Annotated in this window: 14 protein-coding genes; 4 read left to right on the top strand and 10 right to left on the bottom strand. The window is 61.1% G+C overall.

Going from position 1 to position 18693, the window contains the following annotated elements:
- Complete coding sequence (gene hlyD / locus DB032_RS16695) at nucleotides 1–984, bottom strand: secretion protein HlyD (protein ID WP_107800459.1); 984 nt, start codon at nucleotides 982–984, stop codon at nucleotides 1–3.
- The gene (locus tag DB032_RS16690; protein ID WP_158274330.1) at nucleotides 981–1616 is read right to left on the bottom strand and encodes a TetR/AcrR family transcriptional regulator; all 636 of its coding nucleotides are present in this window, start codon (nucleotides 1614–1616) and stop codon (nucleotides 981–983) included. The genes hlyD and DB032_RS16690 overlap by 4 nt, the downstream gene beginning before the upstream one ends.
- A gap of 283 nt (nucleotides 1617–1899) precedes the next feature.
- On the opposite strand from DB032_RS16690, the gene DB032_RS16685 reads away from it, so the two are divergent.
- On the top strand, nucleotides 1900–2634 hold the full coding sequence (locus DB032_RS16685; RefSeq protein ID WP_107800457.1) for an S-methyl-5'-thioinosine phosphorylase: 735 nt from the start codon (nucleotides 1900–1902) through the stop codon (nucleotides 2632–2634).
- 63 nt (nucleotides 2635–2697) lie between these two features.
- On the opposite strand, the gene DB032_RS16680 is transcribed toward DB032_RS16685, so the two are convergent.
- The 8 genes from DB032_RS16680 to DB032_RS16645 form a co-directional block, all read right to left on the bottom strand.
- On the bottom strand, nucleotides 2698–4473 hold the full coding sequence (locus DB032_RS16680) for a glycosyltransferase (RefSeq protein WP_107800456.1): 1776 nt from the start codon (nucleotides 4471–4473) through the stop codon (nucleotides 2698–2700).
- Between the two features lie 69 nt (nucleotides 4474–4542).
- Complete coding sequence (locus tag DB032_RS16675) at nucleotides 4543–5937, bottom strand: radical SAM protein (protein ID WP_107800455.1); 1395 nt, start codon at nucleotides 5935–5937, stop codon at nucleotides 4543–4545.
- A 19-nt stretch (nucleotides 5938–5956) separates the two neighbouring features.
- The gene (locus DB032_RS16670) at nucleotides 5957–7012 is read right to left on the bottom strand and encodes an alpha-ketoacid dehydrogenase subunit beta (RefSeq protein ID WP_107800454.1); all 1056 of its coding nucleotides are present in this window, start codon (nucleotides 7010–7012) and stop codon (nucleotides 5957–5959) included.
- Entirely contained in the window at nucleotides 7009–7977 is a 969-nt protein-coding gene (locus DB032_RS16665) for a thiamine pyrophosphate-dependent dehydrogenase E1 component subunit alpha (RefSeq protein ID WP_107800453.1), read from the bottom strand. The genes DB032_RS16670 and DB032_RS16665 overlap by 4 nt, the downstream gene beginning before the upstream one ends.
- 8 nt (nucleotides 7978–7985) lie before the next feature.
- Entirely contained in the window at nucleotides 7986–9086 is a 1101-nt protein-coding gene (locus DB032_RS16660) for a radical SAM protein (RefSeq protein ID WP_107800452.1), read from the bottom strand.
- A 13-nt stretch (nucleotides 9087–9099) separates the two neighbouring features.
- Nucleotides 9100–10617, bottom strand: coding sequence for a PfkB family carbohydrate kinase (locus tag DB032_RS16655; RefSeq protein WP_107800451.1), 1518 nt, complete (start codon nucleotides 10615–10617; stop codon nucleotides 9100–9102).
- Between the two features lies 1 nt (nucleotide 10618).
- On the bottom strand, nucleotides 10619–11188 hold the full coding sequence (locus DB032_RS16650; protein WP_107800450.1) for an SIS domain-containing protein: 570 nt from the start codon (nucleotides 11186–11188) through the stop codon (nucleotides 10619–10621).
- Nucleotides 11185–12177, bottom strand: a complete 993-nt coding sequence (locus tag DB032_RS16645; RefSeq protein WP_107800449.1) for an SDR family oxidoreductase — start codon at nucleotides 12175–12177, stop codon at nucleotides 11185–11187. Before DB032_RS16645 ends, DB032_RS16650 begins: the two co-directional genes overlap by 4 nt.
- A gap of 531 nt (nucleotides 12178–12708) precedes the next feature.
- Here DB032_RS16645 and DB032_RS16640 point away from each other — a divergent pair.
- The 3 genes from DB032_RS16640 (at nucleotide 12709) to DB032_RS16630 (ending at nucleotide 18677) form a co-directional block, all read left to right on the top strand.
- Nucleotides 12709–16596, top strand: coding sequence for a glycosyltransferase (locus DB032_RS16640; protein WP_233246727.1), 3888 nt, complete (start codon nucleotides 12709–12711; stop codon nucleotides 16594–16596).
- Nucleotides 16597–16798: 202 nt separating this feature from the next.
- Complete coding sequence (locus DB032_RS16635) at nucleotides 16799–17647, top strand: flagellin (protein ID WP_107800448.1); 849 nt, start codon at nucleotides 16799–16801, stop codon at nucleotides 17645–17647.
- A gap of 181 nt (nucleotides 17648–17828) precedes the next feature.
- Complete coding sequence (locus tag DB032_RS16630; RefSeq protein WP_107800447.1) at nucleotides 17829–18677, top strand: flagellin; 849 nt, start codon at nucleotides 17829–17831, stop codon at nucleotides 18675–18677.
- Nucleotides 18678–18693 lie beyond the last annotated feature (16 nt).

The following is an 18693-nucleotide window of genomic DNA, read 5'->3' as shown; positions in this document are numbered from 1 at the left end:
TCAGCGGCCGTCCGCCAGCGTCACCGTCACCGGCATGCCCTGGCGCAGCGCGGCGTCCGGGTTTTGCACCACCACGCGCAGCCGGTAGACCAGGGCTGTGCGCAGGTCTTGGGTTTCCACGTTCTTGGGAGTGAATTCGGCGCTGGGGGAGACGAAGCCGACCACGCCGTCGTAAGGCTGGGCGCGGCCGTCGCTGCGGACTTTGACCTTGGTTCCGGGGGCCACCTTGCCCAGCTCGGGCTCGGCGACGTAGGCGCGCACCCACACCGGCCGGGTCAGCGACAGGGTGAACACCGGGCCGCCGGCGCTCAGCATGCCGCCGGGTTCGACCGCGCGGGTGAGGATGACGCCGTCGGCCGGGGCCAGCAGCCGGGTGTCGGCTAACTGCAGCTGGGCCTGGGCCTGCTGCGCCGCCGCGCGTTCGGCGTTGGCGTCGGCCTCGGCGATTTCCTCCTTGCGGTAGCCGCGCTTGAGCGCCTGCCATTGCTGGCGCGCCGCCTCGGCCTGCGCCGCCGCCTGGTCGCGCTGCGCGCGGGCCTCGTCCAGCGCGCGTTGGGCGGAGGCGCCGGTGTCGGCCAGTTGGCGCTGGCGCTGGTAGGTCTGCTCGGCGTTGAGCCGCGCGGCGCGACGCGCGTCCAGATTGGCCTGCGCCTGTTCGATGTCCTCGCCGCGCGGGCCGGCGCGGTACAGCGCCCTGCGCGCTTGGGCGGCGGCCAGGCCGGCGTCGGCGTCGCGCAAGGCGTTCTGATAAGGCCGCGCGTCCAGTTCGCCCAGCAGCTCGCCGGCGCGTACGCTGGCGCCTTCGTCCACGTTCAGGCTCCGCAAGCGGCCGGCCACCCGGAAGGACAGACTGACTTCGCGGATGTCGACGTTGCCGGACAAGCTCAGGCGTTCTTGGGCGAGCTGCCGTTGCCGCCAGGCGTAGCCGCCTCCGGCGATCAGGGCGACGACGATGAGGCCGATGAGCAGAGGGGAACGCTTCATGGCTGTGGCTCCAATGGGCGCAAACCGCGCAGCGCCCATTGCAGGCGTTGCTCGATATGGCGCGGATCGATGGCGTAGGTGTTGAAAGCTTGCTGGATCAGGCCGGGCAGCAGCGGCTTGCCGGCGATGATGTGCTGGGCCAGCGCCGGCAGACCCAGCGCCGACATCAGGAACAGCGCCTGGTGCAGCGGATCGCCGCGTTCCAGTTCGCCGGCCTGTTGCGCGTCGGCAATGCTTTGCAGCAGCAGCTTGGGATGGCGGGGCGCCAGCGTGGACAGAAAGCCCTGCGCGGCGGTTTCGCCGGCGGCCGCGTCCAGCAGCATGTGGGCGATCAGCTCGCCGTGTTCGGCGACGAAGGCCAGCAGCTGGCGCAGCAGGGTCTGCAGCCGCGGCAAGGCCGACGCTTGCTGCTGCAACTGCGATTGCATGTGCCGGAACAGCGGCGCGTACCAGTTTTCCAGCAGTTCGGCCAAGTAGCGGTCGCGGCTGCCGAAGTGGTAGACGAAGCTGCCCGGATTGACCCCGGCGCGCTGGCACAGGCCGCGCACGGTGAGCGCGCGCAGGCCGGCCTCCTTGGCCATGGCCAGTCCGCAGTCCAGCAATTGCTGTCGAGTCGCGTTGTTCGGTTTCATACATCTATTCTTATACGAACGTATAAGTCTATGCAAGCCGAATTTGTACATCTGTATAAATCATCGGGAATTCCAGGCGGCTCGCCAAGTGCTTGTTTTCAAAAGCGGCCGTCGCCAGCCTTGCGGCCGCGGGCAAATTCACCGCGCGGCGGCATGTGCCGGCGGAAAATAATCGGCCATAATTGGAGCGTCGGCGCTCCGCCGCAAGCAAGAATCCCACAGCCGCCCAGCTCAGGCCGCGGCAAAAACAGCGATTCGTCGCGCCATTACAAGGGGACACATCATGTTGGCCATCATCGGCGGCAGCGGCCTGGCCCAGCTGCCCGTATTGGAAGTCACCCACCGTCAAGTTGTGCGCACCCCGTACGGCGATCCCTCCTGCGCGCTGACCTTCGGCCTATTGAACGGGCAGAACGTGGTGTTCATCGCGCGCCACGGCTACGGCCATTCGCTGGCGCCGCATGAAATCAATTACCGCGCCAATATCTGGGCGCTGCACGATCAAGGCGTAAAAGGCGTGATCGCCATCGGCACCGTGGGCGGCATCCGCCCCGACATGCCGCCGGGCCGCCTGGTGGTGCCGGACAACATCATCGACTACAGCTGGGGCCGCAAGCATACCTTCTTTGAAGGCTTGGACCGCCCGGTGGTGCACGCCGAATTCTCCTCGCCTTATGACGAGGCGTTGCGAGAGCGCCTGATCCGCGCGATGGCGGACAGCGGCCACAGCGGCGTGGTGGGCGGCGTTTACGCCTGCACTCAGGGGCCGCGTTTGGAAAGCGCCGCGGAAATATTGAAGTTGGAGCGGGATGGCGCCGATATAGTCGGCATGACCGGCATGCCGGAGGCGGCCTTGGCGCGGGAGATGAATCTGCCTTATGCGCATCTGTGCCTGGTCAGCAACTGGGCGGCCGGCAAGGGCGGCGCGGCGACGGTGGAGTTCGACGCCACCACCGGGGCGATGGGGGTGGAGATGTGCACCGGGGTGTTGCAGGCCTTGTTGAGCGCAGCGGCCTGAGCGAGAGAGAGGCTTCCACATGACAAACGCCCGGGCATGCCCGGGCGTTTGTCTTGGGGGCGTTTATTTAAACGCTTGAGTGGGGTGGTCGGCCGCCAGCACTTTGGCGCGTCCTTGCTTGATTTCGGGGATGTCCATATCGCTGTAGCGGCTGTAAATCTCAATGAAGTCCTGTTTCATGCCCTGCCAGGCACGCACGGTGCGGGAGTCGTATTCCTGACCGTTGCCGAGTCGGCGGCGGACTTGCACGGTGATGTCGTTGAAGTGGACAAAAGGAATGGCCCGCGACAGGCGGATCAGCAGGTCCCAGTCCTCGTGTGAGGGCAGTTCCTCGTCAAAACCACCTACCTGATCGATGATCAGAAGCGGATGCGCCAGCACATTGATGGGAATGTAATTGGTGATTTGCAGACGGTTGAAGTCGAACTGTTTGCAGGCCATTAGGGCGCGGCCTTTTTCTTCGCGTAGGCCGCAACTCAGTTGCTCAGTGATGAAGTGGGCGTTGCCGAAGACCAGGGCGCCGGGGTGCTTGCTGGCCTCATGGTGCAAACGCGCCAAGTGGTGAGCGTACATGATGTCGTCGTCGTCCAGATATACCACGTACTGGCCTCGGGAGAGACGCAGCGCCAGGTTGCGCGCCGCGGCCACCCCGCGATTGGGTTGGCGCACATAGGTGACCTGAATATCCTTGCCCAGCCATTCGACCAGCGATTCCTGGGGTAGGCCGCCATCATTGACCACGATGACTTCGAAGTCGCGGAAGCTTTGGTCGGCGATGCTTTGCAACGCGTTGACCGCCAGATGAGGACGGTCGTATGTGGTGAAAATGATGCTGAAGAAGGGCTGGTCCGGGTTAGCCTCCCTCGCGGTGCTTTCCTGCGGCAGCGTGGACTCGGTGAAAGACTGGGCGCTGTCTTGCGAGTGCTGGCTAATCTGTCGCTCAATGCCGGTGAGGATGTCGTTGGCGCGCTGTTCCGCCAGCGCCTTGCGCTCCTGAAACTCCGGCAGCGCCTGGCTGAGGAAGTACTCGAATTTGGACTGGTAGAGCCGGATGATGTCGGCGAGATGGGGCAGCAGTCGTTCGAGATGTTCCGCGGTGAAGTATTTTTCCAGCAGGATGGAGTGCTCGAAGAAGGCCAGGCCGGAGCGGCCGTAGCGATCGCCGGAGGAGGCCTGCTCGTCGTGCAAGCGGAAGATGGAGATGTTTTTGTTGATGAAAGCGCTTTTCACGCCGCGCAGCGACAACTTGATCATCTTCTCCCAATCCGTGGCGCGGAAGAAGCGCTCGCTGTCGAAGGCGGATAAGGAAGTGTCGAAGAAATCTTCGTCGCCAAGGGTTTCCTTGCGGAACATGGCGGCGCCGATATTGATATAGCAATCGAACTTCAGCAGATTGGGAAATTCGTCGCGGCTGCCAAAGTAGTCCTGATTCAGCCAGCCGGGGTGTTGCAGCGGAATATGCTGGTTGTGGCTGTTGATCATGGTGTAGCGGCCAAATGCGTAACCGCAGTCCGGGTGCTGATCCAAGGCCTGCTTCAGCGTGTTCAGACTGCCTGGTGCCAGCATGTCGTCGGCGCCGATCAGGACGATGTAGTCTCCATTGGCTTTTTTGATGCCCTGATTGATGTTCGGCGTCGCACCCAGATTCTTTTCGTTGAGAAAATAGTGAATGCGGGAGTCCTGCTTGGCGAAGCCTTCGACCACCGCGCGGGTGTCGTCGGTGGAGCAATCGTCGCAAACGATGATTTCCATATCGTCCACGCCTTGCTGCAACACGCTGTTCAGGGTGTCAGGCAGGTACCTGGCATAGTTGTACGCCGGAATGACAATCGAGATCATAGAACGGGATTTCCAATAAACGAATCGGGCGGGCCGGGCAGCGGCGCCGCCCGGCTAAGCTGGAGTGTATTATATAAAGTTGATGTGTTCCGGCGGGTTCTTCAAATCCCAGAGGAATTTATTGACATAGTCCTGGCGGCAGCCGATGGCGCAGTCCTTGTGCACGTCCACGGATTCGCTGACGTCCTTGTGCACCGCCCAGTAACGGTCTCCCATCACTATGTCGAAGAACGACTGTTCGTGCAGGTCGCCGATATAGAAGCGTTCCTTGTTGAAGAAGGGGCCGCAGGGGTAGATCTTGCCATTGCCGGAAATTTGCAGCAGGAAGGGCGTGCCGTGGCAGACGTCGTACTTACGGAAGCCGTTCTTGTATAGGGCGGATTCGGAGGCCGCGTTGATCTTGTTCCACTTGGCCTGCACTACGTAGTCAGTAGTGGAATACCCTTCCGCTTCCTTGAGCATGTCGCCTATCGTCAGATATTCATCATAGTTGATGCCGATTTCCTTGTACTCGGAGTCGGAGCAGTGTTTGATGACGAAGTAATCCACGCCGAGTTCTGCGCCCAGTTTGGCCTCGGGAATGACTTCGTCGAAGCATTCCGGGATCAGCACCATCTGCAAGCCCAACGTGCACTTGTAGCCGTACTCTTTCTTGATCTGCACCAGTGCGCGGATCTTTTCCACCAGCAGGTCGAAGTTGGCTTCCTTGGATTGGTGCACGCGACGGAAACCCTCGCGAGTGCCGGCGGACAGGTTGAAGCGGATCCAGCTCATGTTCTTGAGCAGGTCGTGGGCGCGGTCCATGTCCAGGAGCAGTCCATTGGTGGCCATCGAGGTGTCCACACCCAGTTCGCCGGCCAGTACGGTGGCGTCGTACAGCGCCGGGTTGAGCGTGGGCTCGCCGTCGCCGATGAAGCCGATGGAACGCACCCCCAGGCGGCCGCAATCCTTGATGTAGGACAGCAGCGCATCACGGCCTATCATGGTGCCCTTGGTCATGTTCTGCACCACCGCGTAGCAGTAGATACAGGCGGTATTGCAGAACTTGGTCAGGCCCATATCGATATGGATGGGCGCGAAGCGCTCGCCACGCTGCCAGGCCAGCACACGGTCCAGATGATGCATCATCTTGTGGCCGTCGAAGCGGAAACGCTGCGGCGGGTTGCGGAAGCTGGGGCCGGTGAACTGGTTGGGCACATGTTCGTCGCCGTCGCCCTCCGACATGCGGATCACGCCAATCTGGTTGCCTTCGCTGTAAAACTGGATCTTCTGGCCAGTGCTTTTTTCCAGCTGATAACTATCCAGCTGCGCTTCGGCATCGGTCAGCGCCTTGCGATTGACGATGACGTTGGAAGTGCGCAACTTGTGGCCGGGATTGCGGGCCAGCGGCGCCTCCTCCGGAATCATGGTGGTGGTCTTTTGACCGAAGCGATTGACGCCTTCCTTGGGTTTGTTCTCGCTCATGGCAAGCTCCTTAAGTCTTTCAGAATGGCCCGGTGAACCAGTCCCCCGGCACATCGTGGTGGGAACGGGCGGGGGGGAGGGCATCCAGGGGAAGGGTTGCCAATCCCAACATGTCGCCGACGGCTGTGATGATGTCGGCGGCTTCTGTGTAAAACGCCTTGCTCAAGCCATAGCTGGTGGGTTCCGGACAATCCGGCGCGCACAGGCGTCGCGGCGGGCAACGGAACGAGGACCAGTGGCTGATGCTGAGCCGGGCGATGATTTCGCCGGCGACGGATCCGGTGGCCGCGCCGGTGTCCAGCACCAGCAGACGGCCGGTCTTGGCCAGAGAACGCTCCAGCGCGGGCATGTCCAGCGGCTTGATGCTGCGCAAGTCGATCAGATCGCAGTGCACGCCTGCCTGGGCCAAGGCCTGGCAGGCGTGGCGCGCTTCCGCCACCAGATAGGACATGGCGACGATGGTGACGGCATCGCCCTCCATTACGGTCTTGGCTTTGCCGATGGGAACACGGACATCGCCTTCGGGTACGTCGTCGGTGGCCGGATGCACCCAGCGGTGCTCCAGAAAGACCACAGGGTCGTCGTCGAAGATCGCCGACAACAGCAGGCCTTTCGCATCGGCGGCGCTGGCTGGCATCACTACTTTCAAGCCTGGCACATGGGCGAACCAGGCTTGCAGGTTTTGCGAGTGCGTGGGGCCTTGGCCCCAACCGCGCCCTAGGATCAGCCGCAGCGTGAAGGGCACCCGGTGCTGCGCGCCGAAGGTATAGCGCCATTTGGCCGCGTTGTTGACCAGTTGATCCATGGCCAGCAGGAAGAAGTCCAGCCGCTGGTGACACATCACCGGCCGCAATCCGCCCAGCGCCGCGCCGACGCCGATGCCGGTCATCGCGTTTTCCGAGGTGGGCATGTCGAACACCCGCTGCGGGCCGAACTGCTGTTGCAGGCCGGAGGTGGTGCCGAAGATGGTTTTGGGGTCGTCTACGCCCAGGCCATAGCAGATGACCGCCGGGTCTTGCTCCATGGCCAAGCGCAGCGCCTGGTTGATGGCCTGGGCGGCGTTGATCATGCTCATGCTCGCTCTCCCAGTGGCGTGGCGTAGATGCCGTCTTGCGCGCTGTCCGCGTCAGGGAACGGCGCGGCCTCGGCTTTGGCGAAGGCCGTATCCACGCGGGCGGCGACGCGCGCCTCGCAGGCGGCCAGCCATTCGCGGCTGACGCCGGCGCGCTCGATCTGGCGCGGAATCGGGTCGCGCTCCTTCCAGACCTGCAATTCGCCCTCCGGCCGGTAGTTCAGATGGTCGTCGTCAAACGCGCCGCAATGCTCAAGCCAGCGATAGGTCGGCATCTCGATGAAACAAGGGCCGGCGCCGTTGCGGATTGTTGTAACGGCTTCGCATGCCGCGGCGTAGACGGCCTCCGCGTCATTGCCGTCCACGGTGATGGCGCGCAGGCCGATGGCTTCGGCGAAGCCCGCCAGCGAACGGCCGGCGGGCTGGCGTTTGGACAGAGGGCTATAGACTGAGTAAAGGTTGTTCTCGCAGGCAAACAGCACCGGCAGCTTGCGCACGATGGCGAAGTTGGCGCTTTCAAAGAACACGCCTTCTTCCGTAGCGCCGTCGCCTAGAAAGACGCAGCTGATTTGGCGAGAGCCTTGCTGCTGCTGGGCCAACGCCATGCCGACGCCAATGGGTATGCTGTTGCCGACGATGGCAGTGCTGGCCAGGAAGCCGGCTTGCGGGTCGGACAAATGCATAGAACCGCCGCGGCCGCCGCAGCATCCGCTGGCCTTGCCGTACAGTTCGGCGATCATCGCGTCGAGGTCGCCGCCCTTGGCCAGGTAGTGGGCGTGGGCGCGGTGGGTGCTGACCGCCTGATCCTGCCGCTCCAGCGCCAGACCGACGCCGGCGGCGGCGGCCTCCTGGCCTATGGACAGGTGAACCGGGCAGCGCATCCGTTGCTCCGGATAGCGGCGGGCGATGGCCTCTTCCGTACGCCGGATCAGCAGCATGTTTTCCAATAATGCGTGAGCGGAGTTCATGGCGGCGCTCAGATGAAGTTGATGTGAGGTACCGACTGGTTCACCAGGCGGTCTAGATAACGGTTGATTTCATCCATCCGGCAGTTGCGGCGGCAATCCTTGATGTCCAAGTGATTGCGGATGAAATGGAAGCTTTCCTTGCGACGTTCGCCTTCCCAGATTTCCTGGAAGCCGGCCTGGTTCAGGTTGCCGTATTCGAAGCGCTTGTCCAGCAGATAAGCGCTGCAGCCGTAGACGCTGCCGTCGGCCATCACATAGCCCCAGACAAAGGGCGTGGCATGGCATTTCTGATAACGGGCCTCCGGTTTTTCCAGATACTTCTGCATGGTGTGGCTGCGGAAGATCAGCTGGAAATCGGGGCCGTTGAACGCCGCCAGTTCTTCTTCCATCGCTAGATAGGGATGGTAGTTGATGTCTTCGTACTGATGGGTCTCGCTGTACAAGTGTTGGGAGTAGGGCTTGATCACCAGGTAGTCGGCGCCGATCTCGTCGCGGCAGATGCGCGCCAGTTCGGGCATGTCCGCGGCGTTTTCCGGCAGCAGCACCGCTTGCACGCCTATGGTGCAGGCAATATTGTGCTGGCGCTTATAGGCGGCGGCGTATTTCAGATTGTCCACCACGCGCTGGAAGTCGCGCTCCCGGGTCTGATGCACTGCGGCGTAGGAAGCGGCGGTGCCGGCGTTCAGCGAAACCTTGATCCAGGAGGTTTTGTCCAGTGAGCGTTCGACAAACTCAGTGTTCAGCAGCACGCCATTGGTGGTGAAGGACACATCGATGCCGGAGGCCTTGGTCAAGGCGACGATCTCGTTGATCTTCTTGTGCAGCAGCGGCTCGCCCTCACCGGCGTACATGATGCTTTTCACGCCGAGCCGCCCCATTTCCGGCAGCCTTTGTTCCAGCATCGCGTAATCCAGCATCACCGACTTATAGCCGATGTAGTCCACCGCACAGAAGGTGCAGCGATGGTTGCAGGCGCCTACCGGCGACAACTCCAGATAGATCGGGTAGATGTGTTTGGCTTTTTCCCAGTCGTCGCCGGACTCTATCAGGTCGGCGACGCGGCGCGGGTGGTAGACCAGCTTGTGGCTGTCGATCAGAAAGGTGTCCATGAGCGTTACTCCTTCACTTCAACAGCGTGGTCGCATACTTGGCGAACAGGACCGGGTCGATCGGCTCGCGGTTGCAGACGATTTGGACATCCAGCGCCGCGGCGATGCTGCCGGCCAGCACTGCCATTTCGGACGAAGCGCCCGAGGCCATGCACAGGCCTGCCAGCGACAGGAAGGCGTCGCCGGCCCCGATACGGTCCACCACGTGTGAGGACAAGGCAGGAATGGGCACCGCGCGGTCGTGGTCGACGATCAGCGCGCCCTTGGCGCCGCGGGTGATGGCCATCGCCCGAGCATCCAGCTGGGCGCGCAGGTCGGCGGCGACTTCTTCCAACGGGGACTGGCGGTCATGGGTGGCCAGCCGCGCTTCCGGCTCGTTCAGGCAGAGGAAGTCCGCCTTCGGATAACGGGTGATGATGTGGTAGCCGCGGTTGCCGCTGTTGATTTGGGTATTGATCGCCAGGAAGGCCGCATGCTGGGAGATGCTGTGCGCCATCTTGCGGCTGATCAGGCCGTTGCCGAAGTCGGGCACGATTACGGCGTCGAAGGCACCGGCGTGCAAGGCGATCCAGTCGCAGAAGGATTGCTCCAGCGCTTCGTCCTCCTGCTCTTCGCCGCCAAAGTAAATCTCGAACAGACGCTGCAGCTCCTGATCGACGAAACGGCGTTTGATCAGTGTCGGGGCGGTTTTGAAGAAGCGGTGCTCTAGTTGGACATTGGCCTTTAATTTACTGCTGACGTATTCCAGCGAATCGTCGTGTTGGCCCAGCGCGGTCAACAGGGTGACGTTGGCGGCGAAGCCGGCGATGTGGTTGGCTACCGCGATGGCGCCGCCGGCGAAGCGTTCCTCGCTTTGATAGCGCACCGCCAGCGAGGTGCCCTTGCCGGTCTGCCCCAGGGTGTGGACGTAGTGGTATTCATCAATGATGGCGTCACCAATTACCAGCACCTTCATCTTGGCCAGCGCCTGGACATGGGCCAGGAAATCTTCCAAGGGGCAACTTTTCTTGAAGCTTTCCAGAAACAGGCGGGTGTCTTGCGGCAGAACGTCGAAATGGTCGTTCAGCAACTTGGTGGAACTGAAGGTGATTTCGTCGGTGAAGTAGACATCGCCTCCGTGCTGGCGTACGGCGGCGACTTCGCGCGCGATATTGCCGCTGGGGTCCTGGCTGGCGTCGGCGTAGTCGCTGCCCTTCACGTAGAGATGGGGTTGGATGTGTTCAATGGCGGTGCTCGCGGTTTCGGCGTCGCTGATCGCCAGATAGTCGACGCAGGCCAGTGCCGCCAGATTCTCCGCTCGCAGCAGCTCTGTGAAGACCGGTCGTCCCGGTCCCTTGCGCACGAAGGCGTCCGAGGTAACGGTGACCACCAGCATGTCGCCTAATGAGCGAGCATGCTGCAGATGCTTGATATGCCCCGTGTGCATCAGGTCGAAAGTGCCATGGCAGTGGATCACTTTGCGGCCCGCTTGCTTGGCCTGTTGCGCCAGTTCACCCAGCGCGTCCAGGCTTTTGATTTTTTCCGTGCTCATGCTATTTCTCTGCTAGCGCGTCCGACAGGTAGTGAAGTATCAGCTGGTGTCCGACTTCGACTTCGCCGTAATCGTCCGACGGCAGCCAGATGTTGACATGACCGGCGCCGCGCAAGGGATTGTCGGGCGCGAAGCCGGACAGGGTGATGATTTGGGCTGACCGGGTGGACGCGGCTTCGGCGGCCGCCAGGATATTGGCGGAACGGCCGGAACTGCTGACCGCGATCAGGATATCACCGCTTCTGAGATAGCGTTCCAGCAATTCCGCATAGGCGCGGGAGTAACCGTAGTCGTTGCTCATGCAGGTCATCAGCGCCGGCTCGTGCAGCACATGGGCGCGCAGCCGCGCCTTGTTGACCAGGTCGTTCTGGACGTGCGCCACTAGTGCGGCGCTGCCGCCATTGCCTATCAAGTAGACCGCGCGGTCTTCCGCTTTGGCCCTGCGCAGCAAATCAAGCGTGCGCAGCAAGCCGGTTTCGGCCGCCAGTTCCTGGCCTGCCGCCGTGACGCGCAGGCTGGACAGGACTTGCTGGAAGCGGGCCAGCGCCGCGGAAAAACTATGGGTGATCATGATGCTTGTCCCAGATGGGTGAACCAGCTGCGGGTGGCGGTATCGATACTGCTGGGGGTCCAAACCGGCGCGTCGGCCCAGTCCTGAATGCAGCGGCGCATGATGTCCACGCCTTGTTCGAAACTAACTTTGGGTTGCCAGCCCAGGCGTTCTCTGATCAGGCGGGTATCGGCAAAAGTGCAGTCCGGTTCGCCGGGGCGCTTGGGGATGTAGGTGCGTCCGCCGCCCAATAAATCCACCAGGTAATTGACGCTGTAATGGTTGCCGCTGCCGACGTTGAGCGCTTCGCCGCTTAGGGAGGAGCCGGCTGCGGTGACAAAGGCGTTGGCGACATCGGTGACGAAAGTGAAGTCGCGGGTTTGACTGCCGTCGCCGACTATGGTCAGCGGCAGACCTTTGAGCTTTTGTGCCAGGAAGACGCCGAATACCGCGCCGTAAGCGCCGTTGGTGCGGGAGCGCGGGCCGTAGACATTGAACAGACGCAGCGACAGCGCGGGCAATTGGTAGACGCGAGCCCAGTGCAGCACCAGTTCTTCGCCCATGGCCTTGGTCAGCGCATAGGGGTACTCAGCCTTGATCGGGGTGTTTTCCGGAGTCGGATACGTGTCGGGGATGCCGTAGCTGGAAGACGACGCGGCGTAAACCAGTTTTTTTACGCCATGCTGTTTGGCGGCTTGCAGCACGTTCAGCGTGCCGTTGACGTTGACGTCGAAATAGTCTTCCGGCTGTTCGATGGAAGGTACGATGTCGGAGCGCCCGGCCAGGTGAATGACCCAGTCGACGCCGGCGAAATGAGGTTTGATGGCTTCGCGCTCGCGGATGTCTGCGCGCACGAAACGGAAATGGGTGTGTGCGGCAAATGCAGACAGATTGCGCTCGTTGCCGGTGGACAAATCGTCCAGCGCAACGACGGAGTGGCCTTCGTTCAGAAGCAGATCGCAGACATGGCTGCCGATGAAGCCGGCGGCTCCAGTTACCAAGACTTGCATGGAGGATTCCTTGTGATGCCAATGTGTGCGGGCTAGCATTTTATCGTCTGGCGCACCTTAAACTTGAGTGGCAGCAGACTATAGAAAGGGCATGCTTGCGGCAAGGCCGACAATGGCGTAAACCAAGGCGGGCATTGATCAAAATTGCAAGATATCGCAAAAGAAAAGCACTTGGCATGTGATTTTTGCCTTATTGCCAGTTTGGCCATTTCAGTTTTGCATCCTTTGTTCTGCATATCGGGTCGGCGCCAGGTTCGCGCGTCGCTGCGGAACAGGGGAGGGCAAGGGGGCGCGTCCGCCCCTGTGTTTTCGCGCCTTTGACCTGGGCTTCGAGTCGAAGCGCAGCGGTTTGGCGGGGATGAAGAGCCGCGCCGCATGTTTTTGATATAGTGGAGTGAGACCGTTTATGGCGAGCTTCCCTTAAGACGTCGATGAACGGGACATCACTTGTCCGGCTGTTGGAACAGCGCCAGAATGCGCCTTTCGGCCGAAGGTTCAGCCGCATCCTCCCATTAAGAAAGAGACCCGAAAATGAGTGAGAGCAAGCTTCAGCATCGTCTGCTCGACATGATCAACAAAAAGCCCAAGGTGGGAGTGTTGACGCGGGACGGTCTGGACGCCGCCTGCTTCAGACTGCGCTTGGGCGATGTGCTGAACATGTTGTCTCCCGTATTCGAGTCTTGCCTGTATCGCAATTCGGCGATTCATATGCCAAACGGAAACTATCCGTTCGTCAGCGATGAGGAGTTTGTGGCCGCCATGGATATGTTCGTGGTGCAGCGCGCTTTTCCATCTTCGTCGTATCAGCCGCTATTGCAAGCGATGGTGGATTCCGGCAAGCCGATTATTTACGAAGTGGACGACTGGCTGCTGGGCATGCCGGAAAGCCACCCGATGTACGATGACTTCCATACCTTGTTCCCGGTGATCGAGTGGCTGATGCCCTTGTGCGCGCAAGTGATCGCGGCGACCGAGCCATTGGCGGAGCGGGTGCGGCGCTATAACAGCAATGTGGCGGTATTGCCCAACCGCCTGGCATCGGCGCGCTTGGTGGCGCCGCTGGAACGCAGCGATCCTCTGGTCACCATCGGCTTCGCCGGCACCGGTACGCATAAAAAAGACCTGGATCATCTGTCCTCGGCCCTGTTCCGCATTTATCACGACTACGCCGGCCAGGTGCGCTTCGTGTTCTGGGGAGAGGTTCCGCCCTCCCTGGTGGGGCTCAAGGGGGTGAGGCAGGTATCCTGCTTTCTGCCCTACAGCGAGTATTTGCCGACTCTGGCGGACTTGCGCATCGATATTGGCCTGGCGCCGCTGAAGTCCAGCGAATTCAACGACGGCAAATCCGACTTGAAGTGGCTGGAATACTCCTTGGCCGGGGCCGCCAGCGTGGTGTCCGACGTGCCGGCTTACGCTTGGCTAAAGGGCACGGGCCTGGCCGCCGTGGTGGAAAACACCGAGCAGGGCTGGTTCGATGCGATCGCCGCCCTGATAGACAAGCCGGAAGCGCGCCGTGCGCAGGCCGAAGCGGCGCGCCAGCATGTCTTGGAGCACCGCTTGCTGGATCAAGCGATGCCGCAGATTTTTGAGCTGTGGAATCACGTGCTGCCGCCGCTGCAGCGCAAGGCCATGCCCGCTCAATGGGGCGAGGTGGATGCTTCGCCGATGACGGGCTGGGATATCGCGGAACTGATGCGTTACCACCATTGGTTGAAAAATTACAACTTCCGCGAAATTCATGTCGAGCAGTTGGCCGAAAGCATGATGAAGCAATGGAGCACGCGGCCGACGTTCAATTTGCTGTGCCTGGCGAGCCAGCCGGAACTGACGCGATTGGCGGAAAGCTTCAAGGCGATGGAGAGCCAGTTGTATCCGCATTGGCGTCTGATCGTGCTGGCCGATACGCCGGTGCCGGATCCCGTGTTCGAAAACAGCGATCAGCTGGGCTGGTTGCAATTGGCCGACCTTTCCGATTATGAAACGGTGGTGGCCGCCGTCAACGGCGTGATCGCGGATGTGCCGGCGGAATGGACCATGCTGTTGCCCGCCGGCTTCCGGCTGCAGCCACAGGCCTTGTTGCGCGTGGGAGAGGCGATTTACGCCCGGCCGGATTGGCAGGCGGTTTACTTTGACCATGACGTGGTGTCGCCGATGGGCGAGCGCTTTTTACCGGCCTTCCTGCCGGAGTTCTCGCCGGATTATCTGCGCTCCATGGACTACATCGGCAGCGCGGTGGCGTTTTCCACCGCGGGCTTGGCGAAGCTTGGCGGCTTTCAGACCTTTCCCAACGCCTACCACTACGACGCCTTGTTGCGCTTGCTGGCGGCCGAGGGCGAGAGCGTCATCGGTCATGTCGACGACATCCTGCTTTCATTGCCGTGGCGACGACTGGAGGCGGACCCGTTGGGCGGGGCCGCGCGCCTGGTCGCCTTGCAGAACCACGCGGCCAGTCTGCCGATGCCGGCGGAAGTCAGCGAGGGATTGGCGCTGGGCACTTACCATTTCAATTATCGAGTGATGGGCCAGCCGCTGGTGTCGGTGGTGATTCCGACTCGCGACAAGCTGGAATATCTGATGCCCTGCGTCGAGAGTCTGTTCCAGAAGACGGCCTACCCGCATTTCGAGTTGCTGCTGGTGGATAACCGCTCGGAGCAGCCTGAAACCGCCGAGTACTATCAGCAATTGGTGGAACGCTATCCCGACCGGGTGCGGGTGCTGCAGTACGACGCGCCGTTCAACTTCTCGGCGCAATGCAATCTGGCCGCCGAGCAGGCCAAGGGCGAGTATCTGCTATTGCTGAACAATGACACCGAGGTGATCCTGCCCTCCTGGCTGGAGCGCATGCTGGGCGCGGCGCAGCAGCCTGGCGTCGGCGCCGTCGGCGCGCGCCTGATCTACCCGGAAATCGGCAAAATCCAGCACGCAGGCATCGTGATGGGCTTGCCGGGCACGATGCATTCGATTGGCGAGCATGTGTTCGAAGGGCAGGATATCACCGAGAACGGCTACCTTAACCGCGTGGTGACCATGCAGAACTACTCCGCCGTGACCGGCGCGTGCCTGCTGGTGCAAAAAGAGATTTATGCCGCGGTTGGCGGCATGGATGAAGACGCGTTCAAGGTTTGCTTCAATGACGTCGATCTGTGTTTGAAGATACAGGCGGGAGGATTGCGCAACCTTTATAACCCGTTTGCGGTGTTGTATCACCATCATGCCAAGAGCATCGGTCGCAAAACATCGGACCCCGTGGTTCTGCTGGAGGCCGCGGTTAGAGAGCGCGGCGAGCGCGAAGCCATGTTGCACCGCTGGCTGCCCGCATTGGCCTATGACCCAGGGTTTAATCGCCACTTGTCGTTGCGAGGCCGCTGCATGGAGTTTGAAGTGCGCAGCATTGTCTCCTGGGACCGCAAGGTGGCTGGACGGCAGCGGGTGCTTGGCCTGCCGGTGCCTGGCGGCAGCGGCGAGTATCGCCTGAGCCAGCCTTTGTCGGTGCTGCAGGAGCAGGGCAAGCTGGATGGCGAGATCCACCAGCCCTCCCACGGTCTGCTGTCGATTGTTGAAATGGCCAGGCATGCGCCCGACGCCTTCTTGGTGCACACCGGCATCAATGACGCCATATATGAGGCTTTGACCGCGTATCGGGAGTTCATTCCCGATATGAGAGTGGTGTTCGGCCTTGACGATTTGATTGGCGGAACACCGGAAAAAAGCAATCTATACGATCAGTGGAAGCGTTTGTACCCGGACGCCAAGCAGCGTTTGCGCAAGGCGCTGCGATTATGCGACGCGCTGGTGGTCTCCACCGAGCCGCTGGAGCAGTTCACGCGCGACATGATTGATCAACGCATCGTGATTCCCAACCGGCTGCGCAGGAGCGTGTGGGGCGATTTGCGCGCTCAGCGACGCGTAGGCCGCAAGCCGCGGGTTGGTTGGGTGGGCGCGTCGCAGCACCGCGGCGACTTGGAGTTGTTGTTGGAAGTGATCAAACAGACGGCGGACGAGGTGGAGTGGGTCTTCATGGGCATGTGCTTGCCGCAGTTCCGCCCCTATGTCGCGGAAGTCCATCATTCGGTGCCGTTTGCCCAATACCCCGAAGCCGTCGTAAAGCTGAACCTGGATCTGGCGGTGGCGCCGCTGGAGATCAACGCCTTCAACGAGGCGAAGAGCAATTTGCGCTTGCTGGAGTATGGCGCGATGGCTTGGCCGGTGGTGTGCACCGATATCTTCCCTTATCAGACCAATGACGCGCCGGTATGCCGGGTGCCGAACGAAGCGAGCGTCTGGGTTGAGGCGATTCGCAGCCGCATCCATGATCTGGACGCCACCGAGAAAGAGGGCGACGCCTTGCGCGCCTGGGTGGAACAACATTACTGGCTGGAAGATCACAACGACGACTGGTTCCGCGTTTTGAGCGGCTGAGCGGGCGTTGTTGTCCTGAGGCTGGCGGCGCGCGTGGATTCACGCCCGCCGCAAGCGGGCCGCCTCGGTTTTCCTTGCCTGACGAATATTTGGTAAAAATACCATTTTGGTCAAGTTTATTAACCTTTAGACGATCTAGTAAGCATGCTGCGCAAATTACGGAATTCCGCTCTTGACGCAGATGGATCTCTAGGGGAATAACATGGCTATTACAGTAAACACCAACATCGCGTCGCTGAATGCGCAGCGCAACCTCGGCAACTCCAACAACTCGCTGCAAGTTTCGCTGCAACGCCTGTCTTCCGGTCTGCGCGTCAACAGCGCCAAGGACGACGCCGCAGGTCTGGCCATCTCGCAGACACTGACCTCGGCCATTCGCGGCAACAACCAGGCGATCAAGAACGCCAACGACGGGATCTCCGTCGGTCAGACGGCGGAAGGCGCCTTGGGCCAGCTCGCCAACAACCTGCAGCGCATTCGTGAAATCGCGGTGCAGGCTTCCAACGGCTCGGTCAGCAACACCAACCGTTCGCAGCTGCAGAACGAAGTGGACCAGCTGACCCAGGAAATTTCGCGTATCGTGCAAACCACCCAGTTCAACGGCACCAGCCTGTTGTCCGGTGGTTCGGTACTGACCTTCCAAGTGGGCTCGTCCGGCGCGACCACCAACCAAGTGTCGATCTCGTCCACCGACCTGACTTCGGCCGGCGTGATGAACGCGTACAACTCCGGTCTGACCAATACCGGCACCATCAATGTCACCACGCAGGCCAACGCTTCCGGCGCGCTGTCGTCGCTGGACGCCGACATCGCCCAGATTTCGAACATCCGTTCGACCTTCGGCGCGGTACAGAACCGTTTCGACGCGGTGGTAGCCAACCTGCAGAACTATACTGAGAACCTGACCGCAGCCAACAGCCGCATCATCGATGTGGACTTCGCGGCGGAAACGGCCAACCTGACCAAGAACCAGATCCTGCAACAAGCCGGCACTTCGATTCTGAAGAACGCCAACTCGCTGCCGCAGTCGGCGCTGACTTTGCTGCAGTAAGGTGAACGCGTAGCGGAGAACTCCGCCCGCAAGGGCGGGGTTCTTTATCGGGTGTCGAGTTGGAAAGCGGGGCGCGGGCGTGTCGGTAAAATTTACATTGCTGCTATAAAGTTTATTATTGCCTTGACGATATGGTGAATAAGCAAGTCGCTTTGCCCAACTGGACATCAGGAGAATCACCATGGCTATTACCGTCAACACTAACATCGCTTCGCTGAACGCGCAGCGCAACCTCGGCAACTCCAACAACGCGCTGCAAGTTTCGCTGCAACGCCTGTCTTCCGGCCTGCGCGTCAACAGCGCGAAGGACGATGCCGCCGGTCTGGCGATTTCCCAGACCTTGAGTGCCGCCATCCGCGGTAACAACCAAGCGATCAAGAACGCCAACGACGGCATCTCCGTCGGTCAGACGGCGGAAGGCGCCTTGGGGCAGATCGCCAACAACCTGCAGCGTATCCGTGAAATCGCGGTACAAGCGTCCAACGGTTCGGTCAGCAACACCAACCGTTCGCAGCTGCAAAACGAAGTGGACCAGCTGACCCAGGAAATCTCGCGTATCGTGCAAACCACCCAGTTCAACGGCACCAGCCTGTTGTCCGGCGGTTCGGTACTGACTTTCCAAGTGGGCTCGTCCGGCGCGACCACCAACCAGGTGTCGATCTCGTCTACCGACTTGACTTCGGCCGGCGTATTGAACGCGTACAACTCCGGTCTGACCAATACCGGCAGTATCAACGTGACGACGCAAACCAACGCTTCCGGCGCGCTGTCGTCGCTGGACGCCGACATCGCCCAGATCTCGAACATCCGTTCGACCTTCGGCGCGGTGCAGAACCGTTTCGACGCGGTGGTGGCCAACCTGCAGAACTACGTGGAAAACCTGACCGCAGCCAACAGCCGCATCATCGATGTGGACTTCGCGGCGGAAACTGCTAACCTGACCAAGAACCAGATTCTGCAACAGGCCGGCACTTCGATTCTGAAGAACGCCAACTCGCTGCCGCAATCGGCACTGACCCTGCTGCAATAAGTCTAGAATGATGGTA

Origin of the sequence: Chromobacterium sp. Panama (assembly GCF_003052555.1) — a bacterium.
Classification (GTDB): Bacteria; Pseudomonadota; Gammaproteobacteria; order Burkholderiales; family Chromobacteriaceae; genus Chromobacterium.
The sequence above is the reverse complement of the archived record's forward strand: the minus strand, read 5'-3'. Positions and strand labels throughout refer to the sequence as shown.

Bases quoted from the DNA above. Each gene is read 5' to 3' on its own strand.
- hlyD (WP_107800459.1), bottom strand. From the start codon at position 984: ATGAAGCGTTCCCCTCTGCTCATCGGCCTCATCGTCGTCGCCCTGATC.
- DB032_RS16690 (WP_158274330.1), bottom strand. From the start codon at position 1,616: ATGAAACCGAACAACGCGACTCGACAGCAATTGCTGGACTGCGGACTG.
- DB032_RS16685 (WP_107800457.1), top strand. From the start codon at position 1,900: ATGTTGGCCATCATCGGCGGCAGCGGCCTGGCCCAGCTGCCCGTATTG.
- DB032_RS16680 (WP_107800456.1), bottom strand. From the start codon at position 4,473: ATGATCTCGATTGTCATTCCGGCGTACAACTATGCCAGGTACCTGCCT.
- DB032_RS16675 (WP_107800455.1), bottom strand. From the start codon at position 5,937: ATGAGCGAGAACAAACCCAAGGAAGGCGTCAATCGCTTCGGTCAAAAG.
- DB032_RS16670 (WP_107800454.1), bottom strand. From the start codon at position 7,012: ATGAGCATGATCAACGCCGCCCAGGCCATCAACCAGGCGCTGCGCTTG.
- DB032_RS16665 (WP_107800453.1), bottom strand. From the start codon at position 7,977: ATGAACTCCGCTCACGCATTATTGGAAAACATGCTGCTGATCCGGCGT.
- DB032_RS16660 (WP_107800452.1), bottom strand. From the start codon at position 9,086: ATGGACACCTTTCTGATCGACAGCCACAAGCTGGTCTACCACCCGCGC.
- DB032_RS16655 (WP_107800451.1), bottom strand. From the start codon at position 10,617: ATGAGCACGGAAAAAATCAAAAGCCTGGACGCGCTGGGTGAACTGGCG.
- DB032_RS16650 (WP_107800450.1), bottom strand. From the start codon at position 11,188: ATGATCACCCATAGTTTTTCCGCGGCGCTGGCCCGCTTCCAGCAAGTC.
- DB032_RS16645 (WP_107800449.1), bottom strand. From the start codon at position 12,177: ATGCAAGTCTTGGTAACTGGAGCCGCCGGCTTCATCGGCAGCCATGTC.
- DB032_RS16640 (WP_233246727.1), top strand. From the start codon at position 12,709: ATGAGTGAGAGCAAGCTTCAGCATCGTCTGCTCGACATGATCAACAAA.
- DB032_RS16635 (WP_107800448.1), top strand. From the start codon at position 16,799: ATGGCTATTACAGTAAACACCAACATCGCGTCGCTGAATGCGCAGCGC.
- DB032_RS16630 (WP_107800447.1), top strand. From the start codon at position 17,829: ATGGCTATTACCGTCAACACTAACATCGCTTCGCTGAACGCGCAGCGC.